Source organism: Micrococcus sp. GbtcB5 (assembly GCF_019091605.1).
Lineage (GTDB): Bacteria > Actinomycetota > Actinomycetes > Actinomycetales > Micrococcaceae > Micrococcus > Micrococcus luteus.
On the sequence record NZ_JAGXJK010000024.1, the window covers coordinates 1 to 23,727 of the forward strand.

A 23,727-nucleotide genomic window follows, 5' to 3' on the forward strand; every position below is an offset into this window, starting at 1 on the left:
AACAGCCAATTGTAACTCTCTGCGGATTGTTTGACTTAAGCCTTCGATGCTAGTTGCGGGCGTTCTGGTTAAAATGCCCCTCTGCATCTGAAACAGGGGATCTACATTCAATTCGAGAGTCTCAGCAAATTTATCGTCTTCGCTCGAGCTTGATTCTTTCTGATACCGCAAACCCAGATGCGTTAAGTATTCTAATCCATCATTCATTCGCATCAAAAGGAGAGTGGACCGGTGAGACTGCTGGCCATCCTCCTTCTCCGGCAAGAGCTCACGTAGAGCAACCTCTGGAGAATTCTCCTCGCGCGGCTCCTCGAGAACTATTCGCACTATCCCTTCTGCGCGTCGCGTCGCCGAGGGCGCGGCAGGGAGGTGCAAAATTTGGCCCCCTAAGACCTGCCAGCCTTTTTCACTTCGGTAAGCCATGCCGAAACACTTTCTATTGACTGGCTCAGAGCCTCAACCTGGTAACTCCTAGAACCCCCCGGAACCCCCGCCATCCTGTGCAAGGTTGCTGAAGCGACTGTAGTGCCCCTGGAACCCCACCACAATGGTCTTCGTCGGGCCGTTGCGGTGCTTGGCCACGATCAGGTCCGCCTCGCCGGCGCGGGGGGACTCCTTGTCGTACACGTCCTCACGGTGCAGCAGGATCACCATGTCTGCGTCCTGCTCGATCGAGCCGGACTCGCGCAGGTCGGACACCTGCGGCCGCTTGTCCGTCCTCTGCTCGGACCCACGGTTCAACTGGCTCAACGCGATCACCGGCACGTCGAGCTCCTTGGCCAGCAGCTTGAGGGCACGGGAGAACTCGGCCACCTCCTGCTGACGGGACTCGACCTTCTTGCCCGAGCTCATGAGCTGCAGGTAGTCCAGCACCACCATCTTGAGGTTGTTCTTCTGCTTGAGCCGCCGGCACTTGGCGCGGATCTCCATCATGGTCATGTTCGGGGAGTCGTCGATGAAGAACGGCGCCTCGTTCAGCCGCCCCACGGTCGCGGCGATCTTGGACCACTGGTCGTCCCGGATGGTGCCCTTGCGCAGGTCCTGCAGCGCGATCGTCGCCTCGGCGCTCAGGAGCCTCATGGCGATCTCGTTCTTGCCCATCTCGAGGCTGAAGAACACGGTGGCCATGTTGTGGTGGATGGCCGCGGCCCGCGCGAAGTCCAGCGCGAGCGTGGACTTGCCGACGGCGGGGCGCGCCGCGATCACGATCATCTGCCCGCCGTGCAGGCCCTGCGTCAGCTCGTCGAAGTCGTAGAAGTCGGTGGGGACACCCGTCAGGCCCTCCCCCTGGTTGCCGGCCGCCTCGATCTCGTCGACGGCGTGCTCCATGATCTCCGCGAGGCGCACGTAGTCCTCGGACTGGCGGTTCTCCGCCACCTTGTAGATCTCGGACTGCGCCTCGTTGACGATCTCCTCGACCTCGCCGTCGCCCTGATACCCCAGCTGGGTGATCTTGGTGCCGGCGGTCACGAGACGCCGCAGGACGGCCTTCTCCGCCACGATCTCCGCGTAGAAGCTCGCGTTGGCGGCGGTGGGCACGGACTGGATCAGCTCGTGCAGCACGGCGGGGCCGCCCACGCGGCTGAGCTCCTGGCGCTTGTTCAGCAGGTCCGCCACGGTGACGGCGTCCGCGGGCTCACCGCGGCCGTAGAGGTCGATGATCGCCTCGTAGATCATCTCGTGGCTCGGCCGGTAGAAGTCGTGGCCGCGCAGCAGCTCCACCACGTCCGCGATCGCGTCCTTGGAGAGCATCATGCCGCCCAGCACCGAGCGCTCCGCCTCCAGGTCCTGGGGCGGCAGGAAGCGTTCAGAGGAACGGCCGCCGTCGTAGGAGCCCGAGTCTCCGTAGTTCTCAGTCAACGTCCGGAGACTCCCTTCCCACAGCCCGCACGACGGCGGCCCTCGCCGGTCTTCCCGGCCCTGATTCCTCTGTTGTCACCGCCCGTGCCGCCGCACCCTCCTGCAGGCGGACGGTGCGACGGTCCCCGGGGCGACGGTCCGAGCGGATGCGCGCCTGTCAGTGGTCACCTGCGGCCAATACCCGCCCTCGCGTTGGGGATACCACGCGACACTACGCGCGCCGTGGAGGCTGGGCAACCGCGTTTTCCACAGCCATTGTGGACAACATGTGAATTCGGCGGCGTGTCGTGTGGATCCCCTGGGGACCGCGCTGGGGACAACCGCTCGGCCAGTCCCAGAATCCGTCTCTGACCTGGGACGATGCGATCCCCAGAGCTGTGGAGGAAGATTCTCCACTCCCCTTTCGCCCCGGCCACGGGACTTGACAGCACCCTCGTTTGCGCCCTCATCACACCGCCTGGTACATGCCTATCCACACCGTCGTCCACACCCTCCACATCTGTGGACAACTCCTGTGGACAAGATGCCCGGATCTGGGGACGGCCAAGTTGACAGCCTCTGCCCGCGGCCCCGGGTCCTCCCCGCGCCCACCTCTCCCGGCCGCCCCGGACCGCCCGGCACCGATGACTCACGCACGTCAGTGACCCGCCCCAGAGTCATTGGACGGAACGCGAGCACGGTGCTTGGGTGGAACCCGTCGTCGTGTCGTCCGCCACAGTGAGGAGTCCGCCGTGCCCCCGGCCACCACCGCCCCCTCCCCGGCCTCGCTCCCCCTCGACGGCGTCCTCGTCGCCGACTTCTCCCGCGTCCTCGCCGGCCCGCTCGCCACCATGACCCTGGCGGACCTCGGAGCGCGCGTCATCAAGGTGGAGCACCCCGAGCGCGGCGACGACACCCGCGGCTGGGCCCCGCCCCGCTCGGCGACGGGCGCCACCTACTTCGAGTCCGTGAACCGCAACAAGGAGTCGGTCGGCTGGGACCTGAAGGACCCCGAGGACCAGCGGCGGGCCGCCGCCCTGGCCGCCCGGGCCGACGTCGTGGTCCACAACCTCAAGCCCGGCACCATGGAGCGCCTCGGCCTGGGCTACGACGACGTCGCGCGGGAGAACCCGTCCGTGGTCTACGCCGCCGTCTCCGGCTTCGGCGACCGCGAGGGCCGGGACCTGCCCGGCTACGACTTCATCGTCCAGGCCGCGGGCGGTCTCATGAGCATCACCGGCGAACCGGACGCCCCGATGAAGGCGGGCGTCGCCCTCGTGGACGTGCTCACGGCCAAAGACCTCACCGCCGGCGTGCTCGCGGCCCTGCTGCGCCGCGAGCGCACCGGGGAGGGCGCCCACCTGCGGCTGAACCTGCTCTCCTCGCTGCAGGGGGCGCTCGCCAACCAGGGCCAGGCCTGGCTCGGCGCCGGCGTCGTCCCGCGGCGGATGGGCAACGACCACCCCTCGATCGCCCCCTATCAGCTGCTGGCGTGCCGGGACGCGCCGCTCGCCGTCGCCATCGGCAACGACGCGCAGTTCCGCACCTTCGCCGCGGCCCTCGGCGTCCCCGAGCTCGCCGAGGACCCGCGTTTCACCACGAACACGGACCGCGTCGAGCACCGTGAGGAGCTGCGCACCGCCCTGGAGGACGCGCTCTCGGCGCAGACGGCCGCCCACTGGCGGGACGTGCTGCAGGCCGAGCGGCTCCCGGTCGGCCTCGTGTCCACCGTCGCCGAGGGCGTCGAGCTGGCCGAGTCCCTTGGCCTCGAGCCGACCGTCGAGGTCCGGGACCGCTCCGGCGCCCCCGCCGGCCGACAGTTCCGCCACCCGGTGCAGTGGGACCCGCCCGTCGCGCACCCGCGCCACGCGCCCCCCGCGCTCGGCGCGGACACGGCGGCCGTCAACACCTGGCTCGACGCCCGCTGACCACCCCGCAGAGAGGACCCCCGCCATGACCACCCCGTTCCACGCCGAGGCCGACTCGTTCCTCGGCCGCGCCGACGTCGTCGGCCTGGACTCCCTGTTCTCCGCCGAGGAGAAGGCCGTCGCGCTCAAGGTGCGCGGCTTCGTGGACGAGCACATCCGCCCGCACATCGCCCGCTGGTACGACGACGCCGTGTTCCCGCGCGAGATCGTCCCCGAGCTGGGCCGCCTCGGCGTGCTCGGCATGCCCTACGAGGGCCACGGCATGCCGGGCCGTTCGGCGGTGGAGTACGGCCTCGCCGCCCAGGAGCTCGAGGCCGGCGACTCCGGCCTGCGCACCTTCGTCTCCGTGCAGGGCTCGCTCGCGATGGGCGCGATCCACAAGCACGGCTCCGAGGAGCAGAAGGCGCAGTGGCTGCCGCGCATGACCACCGGCGAGGCGGTCGGCTGCTTCGGCCTCACCGAGCCGGGCGCCGGCTCGGACCCGGCCTCCATGACGACGACGGCCCGCCAGGAGCCCGGCGGCGACTGGGTGCTCGACGGGGTCAAGCGGTGGATCGGGCTGGCCACCCTGGCCGACGTCGCGATCATCTGGGCGCAGACCGGCGAGCCCGGCGACGGGCGCGGGGTGCGCGGCTTCGTGGTCCCCACGGACACCCCCGGCTTCCGCGCCGAGGCGATCACCCAGAAGCTGTCCATGCGGGCCTCGGTGCAGTGCGAGATCCACCTCGACGGCGTGCGCCTGCCCGCCTCCGCGATGCTGCCGGCCGACTCCGCCGTCGGGCTCAAGGGCCCCTTCCAGTGCCTCAACGAGGCCCGCTACGGGATCATCTGGGGCGCGATGGGCGCGGCCCGCGACTCCTTCGACGCCGTCCTCGACTACGCGATGCAGCGGCAGCAGTTCGGGGTGCCGCTGGCCTCCCACCAGCTGACGCAGGCCAAGCTCGCGGACATGGCCGTGGCCATCGGCAAGGGCTACCTGCTGGCGCACCAGATCGGCCGCGCCAAGGACGCCGGCCCGCTCACCCCCGCCATGATCTCGGCGGGCAAGCTGGACAACTGCCGCGTGGCCATCGGCATCGCGCGGGAGGCGCGCGAGATGCTCGGCGGCAACGGCATCACCCTGGAGCACTCGCCGCTGCGGCACGCGAACAACCTCGAGTCCGTGCGCACCTACGAGGGCACGGACGAGGTCCACCAGCTCACGCTCGGCCGGCACCTCACGGGCATCGGCGCGTTCGCCCCGGCCCGCTGAGCCCCGCGCCCGGGTTCAGGCCTCGTCGGCGGGCGCCTCGGGTGCCGGGGCCTCCTCGGCCACGGACGCGAGGATCGGGGTGGCCGGCAGCTTCCGCACGCGCTTGGGGCGGCGGGCGCGGGCGGGGATGAGGGCGCGCATGTTCTCGGTCTTGCCGAAGCAGAGCAGCCGGTCGCCCTCTTCGAGGACCTTCGTGTCCGCGGGGTTGGGGAACACGGAGGTGCCGCGGTGCAGGGTGAGCACCTGCAGGTCCTTCGCGAGCAGCCCGGAGTCCTCGATGGACTGGCCCACCCAGCCGGAGCCGGCGTGCACGGTGATCTCACCGACCCCGTACCCGGTGGACACGGCCAGGCGCTGGCGCACGTCGATGTCCGGGAAGCCGGCCTGGTCCGCCACGTAGTCGATGATCGCGCCGGCCACGTCCAGGTCCGTGGCGGCCTCGATGCCCTGCAGCCCCGGGGAGGAGTTCACCTCCATGACCAGCGGGCCGTGCTCGCCCTCGAGCATGTCCACGCCGGCCACGCGCAGGCCCATGATGTGGGCGGCGCGCACGGCGGTCTCCGCGTACTCGGGCGCGAGCTCGACGCGCTCCACGGTGCCGCCGCGGTGCACGTTGGAGCGGAACTCGTCCCCCTGGGCCCGGCGGCGCATCGCGGCCACCACGCGGTCCCCCACCACGAGCGCGCGGATGTCCGTGCCCTTGGACTCCTCCACGAACCGCTGGATGAGCACCTGCTGGTTGGTGCCGTGCAGCGTCTCGATGATCGCCTCGGCCACCTTCTTGGTCGGCGCCAGGATCACGCCGATGCCCTGGGTGCCCTCGAGCAGCTTGATCACCACGGGCGCCCCGCCCACCATGTCGATCGCCGTGGAGACCTCGCCGCGGTTGCGCACGAACACGGTGGCGGGCATGTCGATCTCGTGGCGGGAGAGGATCTGGGTGGCCCGCAGCTTGTCCCGTGAGTTCATGATCCCGGCGGCCGTGTTGGGCGTGTAGACGTCCATCTGCTCGAACTGGCGCACCACGGCGGTGCCGAAGTAGGTCACCGAGTTGCCGATGCGCGGCAGCACGGCGTCGTAGCCGGAGAGGGGGCGGCCGCGGAACATCAGATCGGGCTCGTCCGAGCTGAGGTCGATGCCGAAGCGCAGGGTGTCCAGGACCTTCACCTGGTGGCCGCGCTCGAGCGCCGCGGTCTTGAGTCGCTGCGTCGAGTAGGCGCGCAGGGAACGGGAGAGGATGGCGAGCTTCATGACCGCTTTCCTGGGAGGATGAGGGGCGTGTCTGAATCTAAGCACACGGCCCCGGCCCCCCACGGCGTGCCCCCCACCGACGACGGCGCCGCTCGCCCGGGGCTGGTGGGCTGGCGCGAATGGGTCGGCCTGCCCGCCGCCCACACCCCCTGGATTAAGGCCAAGATCGACACAGGCGCCCGCACCTCGGCACTCCACGCCTTCGGCATCGAGCGGTTCACCCGCGACGGCGCCGCCTGGGTCCGGTTCGAGGTGCACCCGTGGCAGACCTCGGCCGCGGACGCGCGGACGGCCGAGCTGCCGGTGGCCGACCTGCGCACGGTGCGTTCCTCGAACGGCAAGGCGCAGGAGCGCGTCGTCGTCGTGATGCCGCTGACCCTGGCCGGCCGCACGATCGAGGCGGAGGTGACCCTGACCCACCGGGACGAGATGGGCTTCCGCATGCTCGTGGGGCGCACCGCGCTGGCCGCCGGCGGCCTCCTCGTGGACCCCGCCGCCTCGTACGTGGGCGGACAGCCGCCGCGCGGCGTGCGCCGCCGGAACCGGGGACGCGCGTGAGCCGTCGCCCCGCCCGCGCCCCCTTCGCGTTCGGCGGGGTCGAGGTGCCGGCCGGCCGCCGCCACGAGCTGTCCCTGCCGATCTCCCAGCTCGTCACCGGCGCGGACGTCACCCTGCCCGTGCACGTGCTCCACGGCCGCGAGGACGGGCCCACCGTGTGGGTCTCCGCCGCGATCCACGGGGACGAGGTGGCCGGCGTCGAGATCGTCCGCCGCGTCCTGGAGCGGCTGCAGCCCAAAAACCTGCGCGGCACCCTGCTGGCCGTGCCCATCGTCAACGTGCTCGGCGTGATGGCCGGGGACCGCTATCTGCCGGACCGCCGCGACCTGAACCGCTCCTTCCCCGGCTCCGCCCGGGGCTCGCTGGCCTCGCGCATCGCGCATCTGATGATGACCGAGGTGATCGGCCGCTGCACGGTGGGCATCGACCTGCACACCGGCGCGGACCGCCGCTCCAACCTGCCGCAGATCCGGTGCGACCTGGAGGACCCCCAGACCCGTGCGCTCGCCGAGGCGTTCGGCGCCCCCGTGCTCTTCCACGCCCGCCTGCGGGACGGCTCCCTGCGCGCCGCGGCCCGCGAGACCGGCGCCCGCGTGCTGCTCTACGAGGCCGGCGAGGCCTGGCGGTTCGACGAGTACGCGATCGCCCCCGGCGTGGACGGGGTCCTGCGCGTGCTCGCGGCCCTGGACATGGTGGACCCCGCGGACGTCGGGCTCACCGAGCCCGGGCCGGACGCCGTCGTCGACGCCCCCGGGCCGCTGCCCGGCGAGGTCCCCGAGGAGCGGACCACGGACGTGCCCGAGGCGACCGACGCCACCGGCGAGGACACGGAGGCCGTGCACCCCGACGTCGTCGACGGCGAGCAGGACGCCCCGTACCTGGTGTGGCAGTCCACGTGGGTGCGCGCCCGCGCGGACGGCCTCGTGCACCTGCACGTCGCGCTCGGCGAACGCGTGAGCGCCGGGGACCGGATCGGCGCGCTCTACAACTCGTTCGGCCGCCGCCTGGCGTACGTGAAGGCCGAGCTGACCGGCGTGGTCATCGGCCGCACCGAGGCGCCCCTGGTGCACCGCGGCGACGCCCTCGTGCACATCGGGGGATGGGACGCATGAGCACCCCCACGACGACGGCGGTCCCCGGCCCCGCTCAGGCCGGGGACGGGCGCCGGGCGATGGCCCGGCCGCCGTGCACGAGCCGGTAGTAGAGCAGCAGCGCCACCCCGACCCCGCCGGAGAGCAGGTACATCACCGGGATCCCGACGGCGGCCACCACCGCGCCGAGCACCATGGGGCCGAGGCCGGTGCCGAGGTCCAGGAGCAGGAAGAACGTGCCCGTGGCGACGCCGATCTCGGTGGGCCGGACCACCTTGATCGCGATCGTCTGGAACACGCTCACCACCGGCCCGTAGGTCAGCCCCAGCAGAGCGCCGGCCACGAGCATGCCCGCCGGCTCCCGCCACAGCGCCAGCACCGCGTAGGAGACGGCCATGCCCGCGAGGATCGGGTAGGCGACGGCGTTGTCCCCGTGCCGGTCGTGCAGCACGCCCAGGACGGCGCGGCCCACGATGGTGCCCGCGGCGAAGAGCAGGAAGAACAGGCTCGGCACCATCGCCGGGTAGCCCTGCTGCTGCGCGAACGTGGCCATGAACGCGAGGATGCCGCCGTACATGAACCCGGAGGCCAGGGCCACGCCCGCCGCCGGCGCCACCTCCGCGGAGAACACGTCCGCCCGGTGCAGCCGGAACCGGCCCGTCAGCGGCGGCTCGGGCACGCGCAGGAACAGGGCGATCAGCAGGGCCATGCCCGTGAAGCCGATGCACGCCCGGAACAGGGCGTCGTAGCCGAGGGCCGTGCTCAGCTGCAGGGCCACCATCGGCCCGACGGCGCCCGCGAGCGTCATCGACGTGGAGAACCAGCCGGTGCCCTCGGAGCGGCGCACGGGCGGGACGATCCGCTGCACGGCCGTGGCCAGCACGGTGCCGGCCGCGCCGAAGCACATGCCGTTGAGCAGCCGGACCGCGGTCAGCGCGACCAGGGAGTCCGCCCAGAGGTACGCCGCCGTCGTGAGGACGTAGCAGGCCAAGGCGACGAGCAGGACCCGCCGCCGCCCCCACGCGAAGGTGGCGGGCGTCGTCGTCATGCGGGTGAGGACCGCGCCCAGCACGAACGCCCCCGCCACGACGCCGGCCTCCGCGTCCGACGCGCCGAAGGACGTGACGGCGTAGAGCGCCATCGCGGTCATGAGCGTGTAGAAGATCATCGCCACGAACAGGTAGGTGGCGCTGACGAGGATGAACGGGCGCGTCCACAGGGGCGGGCGCGGGGCCGCCGTCGAGCCGGCGGGGTCGGAGGGCGGTGGGGCGGAGGGCATGATCTCCATGTTCCCCCACGGCACGAGGCCCCGGCCCGCTCGTGAAGAGCGGACCGGGGCCTCGGGTGCGCGCCGCAGGCGCGACGGGCTCAGAAGCGGATGATCACTTCTTGGCCTTGGCGGCCACGACCTGCAGCTGGACGGTCGCGATGACGTCCTCGTGCAGGCGGACCTGGGCCTCGTGGTTGCCCACGGACTTGATGTGCGCCGGCAGGGTGATCGAGCGCTTGTCCACGGAGCCGAGGCCGGCGGCCTCGATCGCCTCGGCGACGTCGGCGGTCTGGACGGCGCCGAACAGGCGACCCTCCGCACCGGCGGTGCGCTCGAGCTTCACGGTGGCGGACTGGAGCTGCGCGGCCTGGGCCTGCGCGTCCTCCAGGTTCGCCACGGCGCGGGCCGCGCGGGCCTTCTGCAGGGACTCGACCTGCTTCTCCCCGCCCTTGGTCCACACGGTGGCGAAACCGCGCGGGAGCAGGTAGTTGCGGGCGTACCCGTTCTTGACCTCGACCACGTCACCGGAGGTGCCGAGACCGGCCACTTCCTGGGTCAGGATGAGCTTTGCCATCTGGGTGTTCCTTCCTTCGCTCGCTCGATCAGCCGCGGCCGGCGCCGGCGTAGGGCAGCAGGGCCACCTCGCGGGCGTTCTTGACGGCCTGGGCGATCTTGCGCTGCTCCTGGACGGTCACGCCGGTCACGCGACGGGCACGGATCTTCCCGCGGTCGGAGATGAACTTGCGCAGCAAGGCCACGTCCTTGTAGTCGATCTCGGTGATCTTGGCGGCCTTGAGCGGGTTGGACTTCGGTTTGGGCTTGCGGAGTTCAGCCTTCGCCATCGTGGTGCTCCTTCAGAGTTCTCTGGAGCCCGCAGAACGGTTCTGCGGGATGGGATCACGCGGCGTCCCGTGCGGGGCACGGGGCCGTGTGCAGTGCGGCCCGGCGGTGCCGGGTCGCGGGTGGGATGGGCCGCCGGGGCGGCCCTCCGGGCAAGGTGCGCCCGGACGGAGAGGTCCGTGGTGTTCCGTGTCCATCGCGGCCGTGGGGGCCGCGCCCGGTCAGTGCAGGATCAGAACGGGGGCTCGTTGGAGGACGGGGTGTCCCATCCGCCGCCACCGCCGCCGGACCAGGGGTCCTGCGGTGCGGCCTGGCCGCCGCCCTGCTGCTGGCCGCCCCAGCCGCCGCCCTGCTGGGCGCCGCCGAAGCCGCCGTCGTTGTTCCCCCCGGCGCCGCCGCCGGCCGGGGCGCCGCCGAAGCCGCCCCCCTGCTGGCCGCCGCCGAAGCCACCGCCGCCGCCACCGCCGCGCTGGGCGCGGGTGACCTTGGCCGTGGCGAACCGCAGCGCCGGGCCGACCTCGTCCACGTCCAGCTCCCAGCTGGTGCGACGGTTGCCGTCCCGGTCGTCGTAGGAGCGCGCCCTGAGGCGGCCCTGCACGATCACGCGCATGCCCTTGGTCAGCGACTCCGCCACGTTCTCCGCGGCCTCGCGCCAGACCGAGCAGCGCAGGAACAGCGCTTCGCCGTCCTTCCACTCGTTGGTCTGACGGTCGAACGTGCGGGGCGTGGACGCGACGGTGAAGTTCGCGACGGCCGCGCCGTTCGGGGTGAAGCGCAGCTCCGGGTCGGCGGTGAGGTTGCCGACCACGGTGATGACGGTCTCGCCTGCCATGGTCACTCCTGTCTTCGGGGGTTCTGCCGGTCAGTGACCGGATCCGGGGATCCGGGACTGCTCAGCGGGGTTCCGGTGGGGGCGTCGGGGACTGATCCGATGCTCTCAGACCCTCCGGACACGGTACGAGGATCACTCAGCGGTGATCTTCTGCTCCTCCGGACGGATGATCTTGGTGCGCAGGATCGTCTCGTTGAGGTTCAGCAGACGGTCCAGCTCCTGGGTGGCGGCCGGCTCCGACTGGAAGTTGACGACCACGTAGATGGCCTCGGACTTCTTCTGGATCTCGTAGGCGGTCTTGCGGCGACCCCACACGTCGATGTTGTCGACGGTGCCGCCGGCGTTCGTGACGACCTCGAGGTACTTCTTCAGGGTCGGCTCCACGGTGCGCTCGTCGACCTCAGGGTCGATCAGCACCATCAGCTCATAAGCACGCATGCGAACCCACCTCCTCTGGGCTTGCGGCCGCGGTCTCTCCGCGGCAGGAGGTTCTGCGTTCTCCCCTTACGCATGCATCCGCACTCTTCGGCGGCACGCAGGGGATCCCGTCAAGAATACCAGCATTGCGCCTCCGCAGATGAGGTGCCACCCCTAGGGGGCCGTGGGGTGGCCGGGGCTTGCCCTCGGTCGACGACGACGTACCTTGGAAGGAGGACACACATCCTGTGTCACACCCCTCTCACGTTTCGGAGCATCCATGTCAGAGTCCACGTCGGCAGCGCCCCAGCCGTCCCAGTCCGTCCCCTCCCGCCGCCGAGTCGCCAGCAGCCTCGCGTGGGCGGTGCCGACCGTCGTCGCCGCCGCCGCTGCCCCCGCCGAGGCGGCCAGCCCTCCCCCGCGGATCGACCGCGTGTTCAGTGTCCGCCTCGCCTCCACGGCCGTGACCGGCACGTCGGTGCGGGCCTGCGCCACCGGTTCGACCCGCGTGACCGTCACCACGGACAACGTCAATACCTACTACCGGATCACCAATGTGCAAGCCGGCTCCACGGTGACGGATGTGACCGCCTCCATCCTGGTGCAGAAGAGCGTGGTGGATGCGATGGGGTCTCAGAACCCCCTCACCTGGACGAACACCACGCCGTCCTGGAGCGCCCCCACCCGTGAGGTCTCCGGGACCGGCAGTCCGGTCCTGTACACCAACAACGGCACCCAGTACTACCGCTACGTCAGCAAGCTCTCCCCCCCGGTACCCGCCCCCGTCTCAGGCACCATCACCCTGCCGAGCATCGGGTGGTACAGCAACTGCGGCACGAACCTCAACGGCGTGATGGTCAACGGCCGTGGCTCCGCCGTCGTGAACGGCATGACCTTGGACAATGTCGGCACCTATGTAAGGCTGCAAGGCTGACCTCCCGCCCCGCCGGCTGACGCAGCCCCGCGAACGCCGCTCGCGGCGCCCCCCATGCCGCGCCTCACACCCCGCGGAAGAACTCCCGCACGGCCGCCGCCAGGTGCTCCACGTCCCGCACGCCGCACATCTCGCGCGCTGAGTGCATGGACAGCAGGCCCAGGCCCACGTCCACGGTCCGGATGCCCAGGCGGGTCGCCGAGATCGGGCCGATGGTCGAGCCGCAGGGGACGTCGTTGTGGGAGACGAACTCCTGGAACGGCACCCCCGCCACGCCGCACCAGCGGGCGAACGCGGCCTCGCCCCCGGCGTCGGTGGCGTAGCGCTGGTTGGCGTTGATCTTCAGCAGCGGGCCGTGGTTCACGCGCGGGTGGTTCACGGGGTCATGCCGCTCGGCGTAGTTCGGGTGCACCAGGTGGCCGGCATCCGCGGACAGCAGCCAGGACCCCGCGATCGCCCGCGCCCGGCCCTGCCCGGCCACGCCGAGCGCCTCGAGCACGCGCCCCATGACCTCCTCGAGCAGCGGCCCGGCCGCCCCGGACCGCGACGCCGACCCCAGCTCCTCGTGGTCGAACGCGGCGAGCAGCGGGATCACCGGGGCGCCGGCCGCCTCACCGGCCACCCCGCCCGCGACGGTCCCCTCGTACGCGATCGCCCCCTCGGCGCCGCCGTGCTCGCGCGCCAGCTCCTCGAGCGCCACGAGGCCCGCGTGCACCGAGCTCAGGTTGTCCAGCCGACCCGACGCGAAGAACTCGCCCGCCAGCCCGAAGAGTCCGGGCGCCTGGGCGTCGGCCACCACGACGTCGTGCCCGCGCACCGCGGCCGGGTCCACGCCGGCGGCGGCCGCGAGCGCGGTCAGCACGTCACCGGGCACGCGGGCGGCCAGACCGTCGGCCACGGTCGCGCCGGCGTCCTCGCCGCGCGGGGCGAGCGCCCCCACGACGGGGTTCGTGTGCCGCTGCCGCTTCAGCGTCAGCCCCTCGTTGACCTCGCGGTCCAGATGGATGGCCAGCTGCGGGATGCGCCCCACGGGCCCGGTCGCGGCGAGCACCTGCGTGCCGTCGTCGAGGACGAGACGCCCGGCGAACCGCAGCTCGCGGTCCAGCCACGAGTTCAGCAGCGGGCCGCCGTACACCTCGACGCCGGCCTGCACCCAGCCGTCGGCCGTCACGGTGGCCGGGTTCGGCTTGAGCTTGAACCCCGGCGAGTCCGTGTGTGCGCCGAGCACGCGGAACACCGGCACGACGCCGGCGCTCTGCCCCGCCTCGTCCGGCCCGGCCGCGCGCGCCTCAGCACCCTCGTGGCGGCCCAGCGCCCCGGCACCCATCGGCACGATCCAGGCCACCGCCGCGCCGTCGCGCACCACCACGTAGCCGCCCGGGGCCGCCGGGAAGTCGGCCGTCTCATCCAGACGGGTGAAGCCGACGGCCTCCAGGCGGCGTGCGACCTCCTCCGCGGCGTGGTAGCTGGAGGGCGAGGCGGTCACGAACTCGGCCAGGTCCCGCAGGTGGGCGGGCAGCTCGGCGGCGGTGTCACGGGTCACGGGGGTCATGCCCCGACCGTACCGCCCCCACCACCCCGTCCGACTACCCTGGCCCGCAAGCGGGCCCGCCGCATCGCCCGCCCCGTCAGCGCAGGAGGAGCCCGCCGTGGACATCATGATCGCCGTCGCCGTGGGGGTCTTCCTCCTGGTGGCGTGGACCGTGGGCGGCTGGGCCATCGTGCGGCTGGGCTTCACCCGGGACGGGGACGCGGCCCGCGCCCCCGCCCACGACGCACACGACGACGGCGCCGCGCGTCCGGTGCACCCCGGCGCGGCCGCGGACCCGGCCACCGACCCCCACGTGATGTGGCGCGAGCAGATGAAGGCGGCCACGGCCGCCTCCGGGGCGCAGTGCGTCTGCCCGCCGCCGCCCCGCGAGGACGGCGCCGCCGCGGCGGGGACGACCGCGCCGCCGTCGTCCCCGGACTGCCCGATCCACCGCTGGGACTACGCCTGAACCGCGGCCGGTCGGCCTGAGCGCCCCTGGGCCGGTCCGGCGTACGCGCCGGCGAGCGGGTCGGTGTCCGGGTGGCCGCCGTGGTCGCGCTTCACGAGGTCCTCGGCCGGGTGCAGCATCTCCCACACGACGCGCCCGCACAGCCACAGCACCGCGAGCATGTGCGCGAGGATCGCGGCCACGTAGACGGAGTCGTCCATGGAGTGCTGCGGCGGGGTCTCGGCCACCCCCTTGGCCAAGTACATCCACACGGCGAAGAAGTGCAGCGCCTCCACCGTCTGCCACACCCAGAAGTCCCGCCACCGCGGCAGGGCGAGCGCCAGGAGCGGGATCAGCCAGACCACGAACTGCGGTGAGTACACCTTGTTGGTGAGCACGAACGCCGCCACCACCAGGAACGTCAGCTGGGCCAGCCGCGGGGTGTGCCGCACCCGCACGCCGAGCACGAAGATCCCCAGGCAGCACACCGCGAAGGTCCCGTAGGCCAGCAGGGTCAGGGAGTCCTCCGGAACGAACGCCCACCCGGCCTGCGCGGCGGTCACGTCCCACGCGTGCCACACGCTGGACAGGCCCGGCCCGCGCTCGCCGGAGAAGGTGAAGAACACGGACCACGCCTGGACGTTCACGACCATGAGCGGCACGTTGACCGCCGCCCACGCCGCCACCGTGCCCCCGGCCGCGAGCAGGAACGGCCGCCACCGCCGCGAGCGCACCGCCAGGATCAGCAGCGGCCCCAGGATCAGCAGCGGATACAGCTTCATGGCCGCGCCGAGGCCGAACAGCACCCCCGCCGTCAGGGACCGGCCGCGCGACCACGCGTACATGCCGCACGCCAGCAGGGCCACGGCCCACAGGTCCCAGTTGATGGTGCCGGCCAGCACGATCCCCGGGGCCACGGCCACCATGAGCCCGTCCGTCCACCGGCGCCCCGCCATCCGGACGGTCAGCACCGCGACGACGGCCCACAGCACCACCACGAACCCGAAGTTCACGAGCCAGAACACCACCGTGCCCTGCTCCGGCGAGAACGGCAGCGCCTGCGTGATCCAGGCCGCCACCGAGCCCACGACGGACATCAGCACGGGGTACTCGAACGTGGAGCCCGCCCGGAACGGCGCCCACGGGTCCGCCGCGAACCCGCGCCCGCCGTAGAGCGCGGCCCAGTCCGAGTAGCAGCCCGCGTAGTAGACGTCCGGGGCGCCCCAGCCGTGCAGCAGGCACGGCGACTTCTGCAGCACGGTCACGACGGCGGCCAGAGCCACCAGCAGCGCCGTCAGCGCCACGGGCCCGGCCCAGGAGCCGGTCCCCCGTCCGGGGCCGTTCGCCGCGAGGCCGCCGGCGAGCTGGAAGCGGCCGCCGCGCTCACCGGGGGCGGGCAGGGCCCCGGACGGTGCGCTGTCAGCGGAACGCCCGGCGGGGGCGCCCGGGGCGCCGTCCGCGGCGTGAGTGGGCGGCTCGCTGGGGGTCGCGGCGTGCGCGGGGGCCGGTCTCATGCCCCCATCCTAGGAAGCCGCCCGGACACCGGACGGGCGGGGCCGCCGTCGTCGGTCGTAGACTGGCGGGGTTGATCCCCGGGTGAGCGCCCCGCCGAACGGCGTGGGCCCCCTGCGCGCGCTCCGCGTGCCCGCACCCGTTCCGGACAGTCGAGGAGAGAACCAGACCGTGGCCACCAATCCCATCCGCGTCGCCATCGCCGGCGTGGGCAACTGCGCAACATCCCTCATCCAGGGTGTGGAGTACTACCGCGAGGCGAAGGCCACGGACACGGTCCCAGGCCTGATGCACGTGCAGTTCGGCGACTACCACGTGTCCGACCTCGAGTTCGTGGCCGCGTTCGACGTGGACGCGAAGAAGGTCGGCCTCGACCTGTCCGAGGCCATCACCGCCTCCGAGAACAACACCATCAAGATCGCGGACGTGCCCCACGCGGACGTCACCGTCCAGCGCGGCCCCACCCTGGACGGCCTCGGCAAGTACTACGCCGAGACCATCGAGGAGTCGGAGGCCGAGCCCGTGGACGTGGCCCAGGCCCTCCGCGACGCGGAGGTGGACGTGCTGGTCTGCTACCTGCCCGTCGGCTCGCAGCTGGCCACCGAGCACTACGCCCAGGCCGCGATCGACGCCGGCGTCGCGTTCGTGAACGCCCTGCCCGTGTTCATCGCCGGCACCCCGGAGTGGGCCGAGAAGTTCACCGCCGCGGGCGTGCCGATCGTGGGCGACGACATCAAGTCCCAGATCGGCGCCACCATCACCCACCGCGTGATGGCCAAGCTGTTCGAGGACCGCGGCGTCACCCTGGACCGCACCTACCAGCTCAACGTGGGCGGCAACATGGACTTCAAGAACATGCTCGAGCGCGAGCGCCTGGAGTCCAAGAAGATCTCCAAGACGCAGGCCGTCACCTCCAACACCTCCGCGCAGCTGGGCGAGAAGGACGTGCACATCGGCCCGTCCGACTACGTGGCCTGGCTCGACGACCGCAAGTGGGCGTTCGTGCGCCTCGAGGGCCGCAACTTCGGCGACGCCCCCGTCTCGCTCGAGTACAAGCTCGAGGTGTGGGACTCCCCCAACTCGGCCGGCGTGATCATCGACGCCGTGCGCGCCGCGAAGATCGCCCTGGACCGCGGCATCGGCGGGCCGATCCTCTCGGCCTCGTCCTACTTCATGAAGTCCCCGCCCGTGCAGCACAACGACGACGCGGCGCACGAGCTCGTGGAGGCCTTCATCCGCGGCGACATCGAGCGCTGACCCGCCCGGTCCCCGCGGACCGCGCACGACGCCGGCCCGTCACCTTCCCCGTGGAGGTGACGGGCCGGCGTCGTCGTGGGGGCGCGTGCCGCCCCGGCCACCGCGCTCAGCGCCGCGCGCCGAGCCGGTCCTCGATGGTGAGCCGGACGAGCTGGGCGTACATGGCCTGGCCGTCGGCGCGGGGGTGCACGCCGTCGGCGGAGAAGTCCGTGACGTGCTGCTTCGCCGCGGCGTCCCAGTCCGCCAGGACGATCCGGTCCGGGTGGGCCTTGGCCTGCGCCTCCATCTGCACCTGCACGTCCGCGATCCAGTCCATCGGGCCGTGCGGCACCACGAGCACGAGCAACCGGTCCTCGCCGACGGCCGCCAGGATCTTCTCCCAGTCGCCCCGGTGGGTGGTGCCGTTGGCGCCCAGGGCAACCACGACGACGTCGCTCAGCTGGCCGTCCGCCTTGAGCTTCTCGATCTCGTCCGCGGCGTCCCAGATCTGGTAGCCCACCTCCGCCTCCAGCAGCATCCCCGGTAGCTGCTCCATGAGCTTTGGCGCGGCCGAGAGCGAGACGGAGTCGCCGATCAGGGTGACGTCCGGGCCGAGCTCGGACGGCGGCAGGGCCGCGGTGAGCTGCTCCTTGGAGTACGTGGGGCGCGTGACGGCCGGGTCGCCGAGCCCGAGCCCGGACGGCTCGGCGGACGATCCGGCCGAGGACGTCGCGCCGGCGGAGCCCTCCGCGTCCCCGGGGGCGGCCGAGCCGGGCGAGGCCGAGGCCGACGCCTCGGCCCGCTTCGACTGCTCCGCCGCCCGGGACTCGCGGGCCGCCTGCTGCGCCGCCTCGGCGGCCTTGAGGGACTCCTCCGCCTGGGCGATGTCCTGCTCGAGCTGGGTCTGCGCGGGCGAGTGCACCACGGCGGCCACGGCCGCCGCGGGCACGGCCACGAGCCCCAGCGCCGTGGCGGCGGCCGCGAGCCGGCCGATCGGCCCGGCCCCGCCCGTGAACGCCCGCCGAGCGGCTGCGCCCCAGCGACCGAAGGCACCCGTGAACCCCTCGTGGAGGATGGGCTCCTCGATCAGCCGGGTGCTCAGGTCGGCGATCAGGGCGGTCAGCAGCAGGATCGCGCCGGCAGCCACGGGCTCGACCCACCCGGGGGCGTCCACGGGCACCATCACGCGCATGATCACGAGCAGCGGCCAGTGCCACAGGTACGCGGCGTAGGAGCGGCGCCCCCACCAGCGCAGGAACCCGTTGCCCAGCACGCGCGAGAGCGAGTCGCGCCGGTCGCCCTGCACCACGTGCCAGACGATGAACGCGACGACGGCGGACAGGCCCGCCAGCACTCCGCGGTACGTGCTCGCGTGGCCGCCGTCGACCAGGGCGAAGCCCGCCGCGAGCACCGCGACGGCGCCCCACGCGACAGCCACCCGCGTGGCCGAGGTCCGCGGCTCGGGGCCGCCGTGCTCGGGCCGGGGCACATGGGCCAGGCCGATCGCCACGCACGCGCCGAACAGCAGGCCGAAGGCGTGGGTGTCCGTGCCGAAGTAGAGGCGGGCCTGCTCGAACCCGTGCCACGAGCCCCAGGCCATCCACGCCGCGGAGGCCACGGCCGCGACCGCGACCGCGAGGATACGACGTCGGTCCGCCACCCGCCCCGAGTTCACCGTGCTGCGCGGCGGCCAGGTGAGCAGGAGCAGCCCCCAGAGGAGCAGGGGCCAGAGGATGTAGAACTGCTCCTCGATCGCCAGGGACCACAGGTGCTCGAACAGAGGCGGCGAGGCGCGGTTGAAGTAGTCCCCGCCCTGCAGGATCATCACCCAGTTGCTGGTGTAGGTCAGGGCGCCGAACCATTGGCGACCCAGGCCCGCGGGGAACTCGTCCACCGCCAGCCACGCGAGCGCGGTGGTGCCCACGAGCGCCATCAGCATGGCCGGGATGAGTCGTCGGACGCGCTTCATCCAGAAGGTGCCCAGCGCCACGCCCCGGCCCGCGTCCACACCACGGACCAGGCCGGTGGTGATGAGGAAGCCGGAGAGCACGAAGAACATGTCCACGCCCACGAACCCGCCGCGCAGGAAGGTGGGCCAGGCGTGGAAGACGAGCACGGCGAGCACCGCGATCCCCCGCAGCCCGTCGAGGGCGGTGACCCGTCCGGGGCCGCGACTGACCCGCGTGCCGACCTTGACGGCGGGCACGCCGTCCTGGGGCGGCAGGGCATGGCGGGGCGCGGACGCGGTGCGCTGGTCGGAACTCACAGCGGTCGATCATTCCATCCCGACCTGGATGGGCCAAAGCCTCCGGCTATCCCCCACCCACCCACCGCGTTGGGGGCGGTTTCCGGCGGTATTCCGCTCCCAAAGCACCGGTTTCCGCCCCGGAAGCGGGGGGCGGGCGCCGGTCAGTGGTTGCGCAGCGCCTCGATGAGCTCGTCCTTGGTCATGGTGGAGCGGCCCTCGATGTCGAGTTCGCGGGCCCGCTTCGCGAGCTCGTCCTTGGTCCAGTCCGCGTAGGAGCCGGCCTCGCCGCCGCGCTCGGCGACCTCGTCCCGGCCGTCCCGGGCGGAGGCGTTGGCGATCCGCCCGGCCTTCTCCTCGCTCGCGCCCTCGCGGCGCAGCGCCTCGTAGACCTCGGGGTCCTTGATGTTGGAGGTGCCGGGGCCCATGGGGGCGCCGTTCTTCTCGGTCTTCTTCTCAGCCATGCGGCCAGTGTGGTCCCGGCCCGACGCCGGGTGGAAGGCCCGCCGCGCCGACTCAGTCCTGCTGGGCCTCCGGCTGCTCGGCCCACCAGCGCCGCAGCTCCGCCTCGGCCTCGGCCGGCTCGTGTGGGCCCTCGTCGAGGCGCCACTCGAGCAGGTGGTTGTACGCCCGGCCCACCACCGGGCCCGGGCGGATCCCCAGCAGCGCCATGATCTGCTGCCCGTCCAGGTCCGGCCGGACGGCGGCGAGCTCCTCGGCCTCGGCGATCTCGGCGATGCGCCGCTCGAGGTCGTCGTACGCGTGGGCCAGCCGCTCGGCCTTGCGCCGGTTGCGGGTGGTCACGTCCGAGCGGGTCAGCGCGTGCAGGCGGGGCAGCAGGTCGCCGGCGTCGTGGGCGTACCGGCGGACGGCGGAGTCGGTCCAGCCGGCGTCGCCGTAGCCGTAGAACCGCATGTGCAGCTCCACCAGACGGGCCACCGCCTTGATGGTGTCGTTGTCGAACTTCAGGGCACGCAGCCGCTTGCGGACGAGCTTGGCCCCCACGGTCTCGTGGTGCCGGAAGGTGACGGCCCCGCCCTTCTCGAAGCGGCGCGTGGCCGGCTTGCCGACGTCGTGCAGCAGCGCCGCCAGGCGCAGCACGGGGTCGGGGGTCGACGGCGCGTACTCACCCTCCAGCTCCATGGCCTGCTCCAGCACGGTCAGGGAGTGGGCGTAGACGTCCTTGTGGCGGTGGTGCTCGTCCGACTCGAGCTGCAGGGCGGGCAGCTCGGGCAGGACGTGGTCGGCCAGGCCGGTGCGCACGAGCAGGTCGAGGCCGGCGCGCGGGTGCGCCCCGCACACGAGCTTGACGAGCTCCTCGCGGACGCGTTCGGCGGAGATGATCGTGATCCGCTCGGCCATCGCGGCCATGGCCTCCTCCACCTCGGGGGCCACGGCGAAGCCGAGCTGGGAGGCGAACCGGGCGGCGCGCATCATGCGCAGCGGGTCGTCGGAGAAGGAGTCCTCGGGGGTGCCGGGGGTGCGCAGCACGCCGGCGTGCAGGTCCCGCATGCCGCCGAAGGGGTCCACGAGCTCGAGGGCGGGCAGGCGCAGGGCCATGGCGTTGACGGTGAAGTCGCGGCGCAGCAGGTCGTCCTCGAGGCTGTCGCCGAAGGCCACCTGCGGCTTGCGGCTGGCCGGGTCGTACTGCTCGGCCCGGTAGGTGGTGACCTCGAGCTGCCAGCCGGCCTTGCGGAAGCCGATGGTCCCGAACCGCCGCCCCACGTCCCACGTGGCGTCCGCCCAGCCGGCGCCCACGGCCTCGGACGCGTCCGGGTCGGCGTCCGTGGTGAAGTCCAGGTCCGGCGACGTCCGCCCCAGGAAGAGGTCGCGGACCGGGCCGCCCACCAGGGAGAGCTCGTGGCCGGCGGCCTCGAACCTCCGCCCCAGCTCCACGACGACGGCGGGCAGGGTGGCGTCCGCGGGGAAGCCGGGGGGCAGCGCGTGGGTGGCGGTGGTCAGATCCATGATGCCTACAAGGGTGCCAGACGGTCCCGGCACGGGCCCGCGCGGGCCGGGCTAGAGTTGACGGCATGACCCGCCCCGATCCCTCCGCGCACCGGGGCGCCCCCCTGCCCTCCGCGCTGGGGGCGTGGCGTCGCCGGCCGCAGCCGCCTCTGCGCCCCGTCACCCCGGCCCCCGCGGGACCCCGTTCCGCCGCTGCCGCCTCCCTGCCCACGGTGGAAGAGGTCTCCGCCGGCGGCGTCATCGTCCGCGAGCATGACGGCGGCCTCGAGGTGGCTGTGATCGCCCGCTACAACCGCGGTGGTCGGCTCGAGTGGTGCCTGCCCAAGGGCCATCCCGAGGGTGAGGAGGACCACCGGCAGGCGGCCGTGCGCGAGGTGGAGGAGGAGACCGGGATCGCCGGCCACATCCTCGAGCCGCTCGGCGCGATCGACTACTGGTTCACGGTCGCCCGGCACCGCGTCCACAAGACCGTGCACCACTTCCTGCTGCGCGCCACGGGCGGCGAGCTGACCACGGAGAACGACCCGGACCACGAGGCCGTGGACGTCGCGTGGGTGCGCCTTGAGGACGTCGCGCGCCGCCTCTCCTTCGCCAACGAGCGCCGGATCGTCGACCTGGCCCGCCAGGTGGTCGACCAGCACTTCCCCCCGGGCGGTGCCCGGGGCCCCCGCCCCTGATCCACCGCCCCCGGCACGGGGCCTTCCGACCACGATTGGGTGACCCTTGAGCAGCAGACCCGCCCCGCGCCGAGCGCAGGACCCCGCCCACGCCGGCGTCGCCGACGAGGAGCCGACGACGACGGACCCCGCCCCCGCCACGGATCCGGCCGCCGTGGACCCCGCGGACGAGACCCCCGAGGGCGAGCGCCGCGCCGGCCGGTCCACCGCGATCATGGCCTCCGGCACGCTCCTCTCCCGCGTGCTGGGCCTCGTCCGTGCGACGCTGGTGACGGTGGCGATCGGCCTGTCCGCGGACATGGCCGACATCTTCGAGATCGCCAACTCCCTGCCGAACGTGATCTACCTGCTCCTGGTGGGCGGCGTGTTCAACGTCGTGCTCGTGCCGCAGCTGATCAAGCACGCCCGCGACGCCGACCGGGGCGCGGACTACACCTCCCGCCTGATGACGCTCGGCACGCTCGTGATGCTCGCCGGCACGGTGGTGGTCATGCTGGCGGCGGCCCCGCTCATGACGGCCCTGACCCGCGGCTGGTCGCCGGAGAAGCTCGAGATGGCCACCGTGTTCGCCCTGTGGTGTCTGCCCCAGGTGTTCTTCTACGGCATGTACGCGTTGGTGGGGCAGGTGCTCAACGCCAACGGGCGCTTCGGCGCCTACATGTGGGCGCCGGTGCTGAACAACGTCGTCGCGATCGGCGCGATCGTGCTGTACCTGGGCATGTTCGGGGCGTACCGGGCCGGGGACGACCTCGCCGGGTGGACGAGCGCACAGACGGTCGTGCTGGCCGGCGGCCACACCCTGGGCGTCGTGCTGCAGGCCGTGATCCTCTTCCTGCCGCTGCGCGGGCTCGGCCTGGGTCTGCGCCCGCGGTTCGGCTGGAAGGGCATCGGCCTGCGGGACACCGGCCGGATCGCCGGGTACACCCTGATCACGATGGTCGCCACGAACGTGGTGCTCCTGCTGTGCCAGCGGTACGTCACCTCCGCCACGGAGGCCCGCGACCGCGGCGAGCTGCGCATCCCCGGCACGGAGACCTGGAGCGCCGAGATGGCGCAGGCGGCCATCCCCGGTGTGGCCGCGTACAACATGGCGATGCTGATGGCCGTGCTGCCCCATTCGGTGTTCGTGCTCTCCCTGGCCACCGTGCTCTTCAACCGGTTGGCCCGCGCCATGGGCCGCCAGGACATGTCCGCGGTGCGGCGCACGACGGCGCAGGGTCTGCGCGCGTTCACCGTGCCGCTGATGTTCTGCCTCGCCGGCGTGGTGGTCCTGGCGGGCCCCCTGGGCCGCGTCTTCGGCTCGACGGCCGAGACGGCGATGGTGGCCGGCGTCGCGGTGGGCTCGGTTCTGCTCGCGCTGGCGCTGTCCATCCCGTTCCGCTCGGGCTCCTTCTACCTGCTGCGCGTGTTCTACGCCGCCGAGGACGCCAAGGTGCCGATGGTGGTCCAGGTCAGCGGCTCGCTCCTGATGCTGCTGCTCTCGTGGGCGGGCGCGATGCTGCTGCCGCTGTGGTCCATGGCCCTGTGGGTCGCGGTCGCCTCGTCCGTCTCGTACGTGTACCAGTTCGTCCTGACCCATGTGCTCACCGTGCGCCGGTTCGGGGACTACGGCCTCGCATCCGTGCTGCGTGCCCACGTCCAGACCGGCCTGGCCGCGCTGGCCGCGGCGGCCGCGGGCGTCGTCGTCGTGTGGCTGCTGGGCGGGTACACCGGCGGGTTCGCGTGGAACTCCATCGGGACGGCGCTGCTCACGTGCGCGGTGGCGGCCGTGGCGATGGGTCCGGTGTACCTGATGGTGCTGCGGGCCATGCGGTTCCCCGAGCTGGACGACGCCCTCCGGCCGCTCGTCGCCCGCGTGCCGGCGCTGGGTCGTCTGCTGCGCGTCGGCTGATCTCTGG

Annotated in this window: 22 protein-coding genes; 9 read left to right on the forward strand and 13 right to left on the reverse strand. The window is 72.5% G+C overall.

Annotated features, from left to right (window positions below; genetic code table 11):
* Positions 1–423: hypothetical protein (locus tag KVS67_RS09255; RefSeq protein WP_217565277.1), on the reverse strand; the 423-nt coding region annotated here is incomplete at its 3' end.
* 48 nt (positions 424–471) lie between these two features.
* Positions 472–1,800, reverse strand: coding sequence for a replicative DNA helicase (gene dnaB, locus KVS67_RS09260; protein ID WP_111763569.1), 1,329 nt, complete (start codon positions 1,798–1,800; stop codon positions 472–474).
* Between the two features lie 791 nt (positions 1,801–2,591).
* Between dnaB and KVS67_RS09265 the strand changes: the two genes are divergently transcribed.
* Positions 2,592–3,767: a CoA transferase gene (locus KVS67_RS09265; protein WP_217565278.1), complete on the forward strand. Its 1,176-nt coding sequence runs from the start codon at positions 2,592–2,594 to the stop codon at positions 3,765–3,767.
* Between the two features lie 25 nt (positions 3,768–3,792).
* Positions 3,793–5,019, forward strand: a complete 1,227-nt coding sequence (locus KVS67_RS09270) for an acyl-CoA dehydrogenase family protein (protein WP_002857779.1) — start codon at positions 3,793–3,795, stop codon at positions 5,017–5,019.
* A gap of 15 nt (positions 5,020–5,034) precedes the next feature.
* Here the strand turns inward: KVS67_RS09270 and rimK are convergent, their stop codons facing one another.
* Complete coding sequence (gene rimK, locus KVS67_RS09275) at positions 5,035–6,270, reverse strand: 30S ribosomal protein S6--L-glutamate ligase (RefSeq protein ID WP_217565279.1); 1,236 nt, start codon at positions 6,268–6,270, stop codon at positions 5,035–5,037.
* A gap of 27 nt (positions 6,271–6,297) precedes the next feature.
* On the opposite strand from rimK, the gene KVS67_RS09280 reads away from it, so the two are divergent.
* Both KVS67_RS09280 and KVS67_RS09285 read left to right on the forward strand, forming a co-directional pair.
* The gene (locus KVS67_RS09280) at positions 6,298–6,828 is read left to right on the forward strand and encodes an ATP-dependent zinc protease (protein ID WP_098471024.1); all 531 of its coding nucleotides are present in this window, start codon (positions 6,298–6,300) and stop codon (positions 6,826–6,828) included.
* A complete protein-coding gene (locus tag KVS67_RS09285) occupies positions 6,825–7,940 on the forward strand; it encodes a succinylglutamate desuccinylase/aspartoacylase family protein (RefSeq protein WP_217565280.1) in 1,116 nt (371 codons plus the stop codon). The genes KVS67_RS09280 and KVS67_RS09285 overlap by 4 nt, the downstream gene beginning before the upstream one ends.
* 34 nt (positions 7,941–7,974) lie before the next feature.
* On the opposite strand, the gene KVS67_RS09290 is transcribed toward KVS67_RS09285, so the two are convergent.
* The 5 genes from KVS67_RS09290 to rpsF form a co-directional block, all read right to left on the reverse strand.
* Complete coding sequence (locus KVS67_RS09290) at positions 7,975–9,198, reverse strand: MFS transporter (RefSeq protein WP_254629315.1); 1,224 nt, start codon at positions 9,196–9,198, stop codon at positions 7,975–7,977.
* A gap of 103 nt (positions 9,199–9,301) precedes the next feature.
* Positions 9,302–9,763 (reverse strand): 50S ribosomal protein L9, encoded by a 462-nt coding sequence (gene rplI, locus KVS67_RS09295; protein WP_002857787.1) that lies wholly within the window; start codon positions 9,761–9,763, stop codon positions 9,302–9,304.
* Between the two features lie 28 nt (positions 9,764–9,791).
* The gene (gene rpsR, locus KVS67_RS09300) at positions 9,792–10,031 is read right to left on the reverse strand and encodes a 30S ribosomal protein S18 (RefSeq protein ID WP_002857788.1); all 240 of its coding nucleotides are present in this window, start codon (positions 10,029–10,031) and stop codon (positions 9,792–9,794) included.
* Positions 10,032–10,261: 230 nt separating this feature from the next.
* Positions 10,262–10,861 carry a single-stranded DNA-binding protein gene (locus tag KVS67_RS09305; protein ID WP_217565282.1) on the reverse strand — a complete coding sequence of 200 codons (600 nt, stop codon included), beginning with the start codon at positions 10,859–10,861 and terminating at the stop codon, positions 10,262–10,264.
* A gap of 132 nt (positions 10,862–10,993) precedes the next feature.
* Positions 10,994–11,299 carry a 30S ribosomal protein S6 gene (gene rpsF, locus KVS67_RS09310; protein ID WP_002857790.1) on the reverse strand — a complete coding sequence of 102 codons (306 nt, stop codon included), beginning with the start codon at positions 11,297–11,299 and terminating at the stop codon, positions 10,994–10,996.
* A gap of 343 nt (positions 11,300–11,642) precedes the next feature.
* Here rpsF and KVS67_RS09315 point away from each other — a divergent pair, with 343 nt between their 5' ends.
* On the forward strand, positions 11,643–12,212 hold the full coding sequence (locus KVS67_RS09315) for a hypothetical protein (protein ID WP_217565283.1): 570 nt from the start codon (positions 11,643–11,645) through the stop codon (positions 12,210–12,212).
* A gap of 64 nt (positions 12,213–12,276) precedes the next feature.
* Here the strand turns inward: KVS67_RS09315 and KVS67_RS09320 are convergent, their stop codons facing one another.
* Entirely contained in the window at positions 12,277–13,764 is a 1,488-nt protein-coding gene (locus KVS67_RS09320; protein ID WP_217565284.1) for a M18 family aminopeptidase, read from the reverse strand.
* Between the two features lie 106 nt (positions 13,765–13,870).
* Here KVS67_RS09320 and KVS67_RS09325 point away from each other — a divergent pair, with 106 nt between their 5' ends.
* A complete protein-coding gene (locus KVS67_RS09325) occupies positions 13,871–14,212 on the forward strand; it encodes a hypothetical protein (RefSeq protein WP_254629317.1) in 342 nt (113 codons plus the stop codon).
* Here the strand turns inward: KVS67_RS09325 and KVS67_RS09330 are convergent.
* On the reverse strand, positions 14,203–15,705 hold the full coding sequence (locus KVS67_RS09330) for a glycosyltransferase family 87 protein (protein WP_217565286.1): 1,503 nt from the start codon (positions 15,703–15,705) through the stop codon (positions 14,203–14,205). The genes KVS67_RS09325 and KVS67_RS09330 overlap by 10 nt on opposite strands.
* A 169-nt stretch (positions 15,706–15,874) precedes the next feature.
* Between KVS67_RS09330 and KVS67_RS09335 the strand changes: the two genes are divergently transcribed.
* Complete coding sequence (locus KVS67_RS09335) at positions 15,875–16,960, forward strand: inositol-3-phosphate synthase (RefSeq protein WP_002857798.1); 1,086 nt, start codon at positions 15,875–15,877, stop codon at positions 16,958–16,960.
* 106 nt (positions 16,961–17,066) lie between these two features.
* Here KVS67_RS09335 and KVS67_RS14090 read toward each other — a convergent pair whose 3' ends face one another.
* The 3 genes from KVS67_RS14090 to KVS67_RS09355 all read right to left on the reverse strand — a co-directional run bounded on the left by KVS67_RS14090 (position 17,067) and on the right by KVS67_RS09355 (position 21,152).
* Positions 17,067–19,205, reverse strand: coding sequence for an acyltransferase family protein (locus KVS67_RS14090; RefSeq protein ID WP_336627700.1), 2,139 nt, complete (start codon positions 19,203–19,205; stop codon positions 17,067–17,069).
* 143 nt (positions 19,206–19,348) lie between these two features.
* Positions 19,349–19,648, reverse strand: coding sequence for a Rho termination factor N-terminal domain-containing protein (locus KVS67_RS09350; protein WP_063188540.1), 300 nt, complete (start codon positions 19,646–19,648; stop codon positions 19,349–19,351).
* Positions 19,649–19,700: 52 nt separating this feature from the next.
* On the reverse strand, positions 19,701–21,152 hold the full coding sequence (locus KVS67_RS09355; RefSeq protein WP_063188537.1) for a CCA tRNA nucleotidyltransferase: 1,452 nt from the start codon (positions 21,150–21,152) through the stop codon (positions 19,701–19,703).
* A gap of 65 nt (positions 21,153–21,217) precedes the next feature.
* Here KVS67_RS09355 and KVS67_RS09360 point away from each other — a divergent pair, with 65 nt between their 5' ends.
* A complete protein-coding gene (locus tag KVS67_RS09360; protein WP_041102508.1) occupies positions 21,218–21,829 on the forward strand; it encodes an NUDIX hydrolase in 612 nt (203 codons plus the stop codon).
* A gap of 46 nt (positions 21,830–21,875) precedes the next feature.
* Positions 21,876–23,720, forward strand: coding sequence for a murein biosynthesis integral membrane protein MurJ (murJ, locus tag KVS67_RS09365; protein ID WP_002857806.1), 1,845 nt, complete (start codon positions 21,876–21,878; stop codon positions 23,718–23,720).
* Positions 23,721–23,727: the final 7 nt, after the last annotated feature.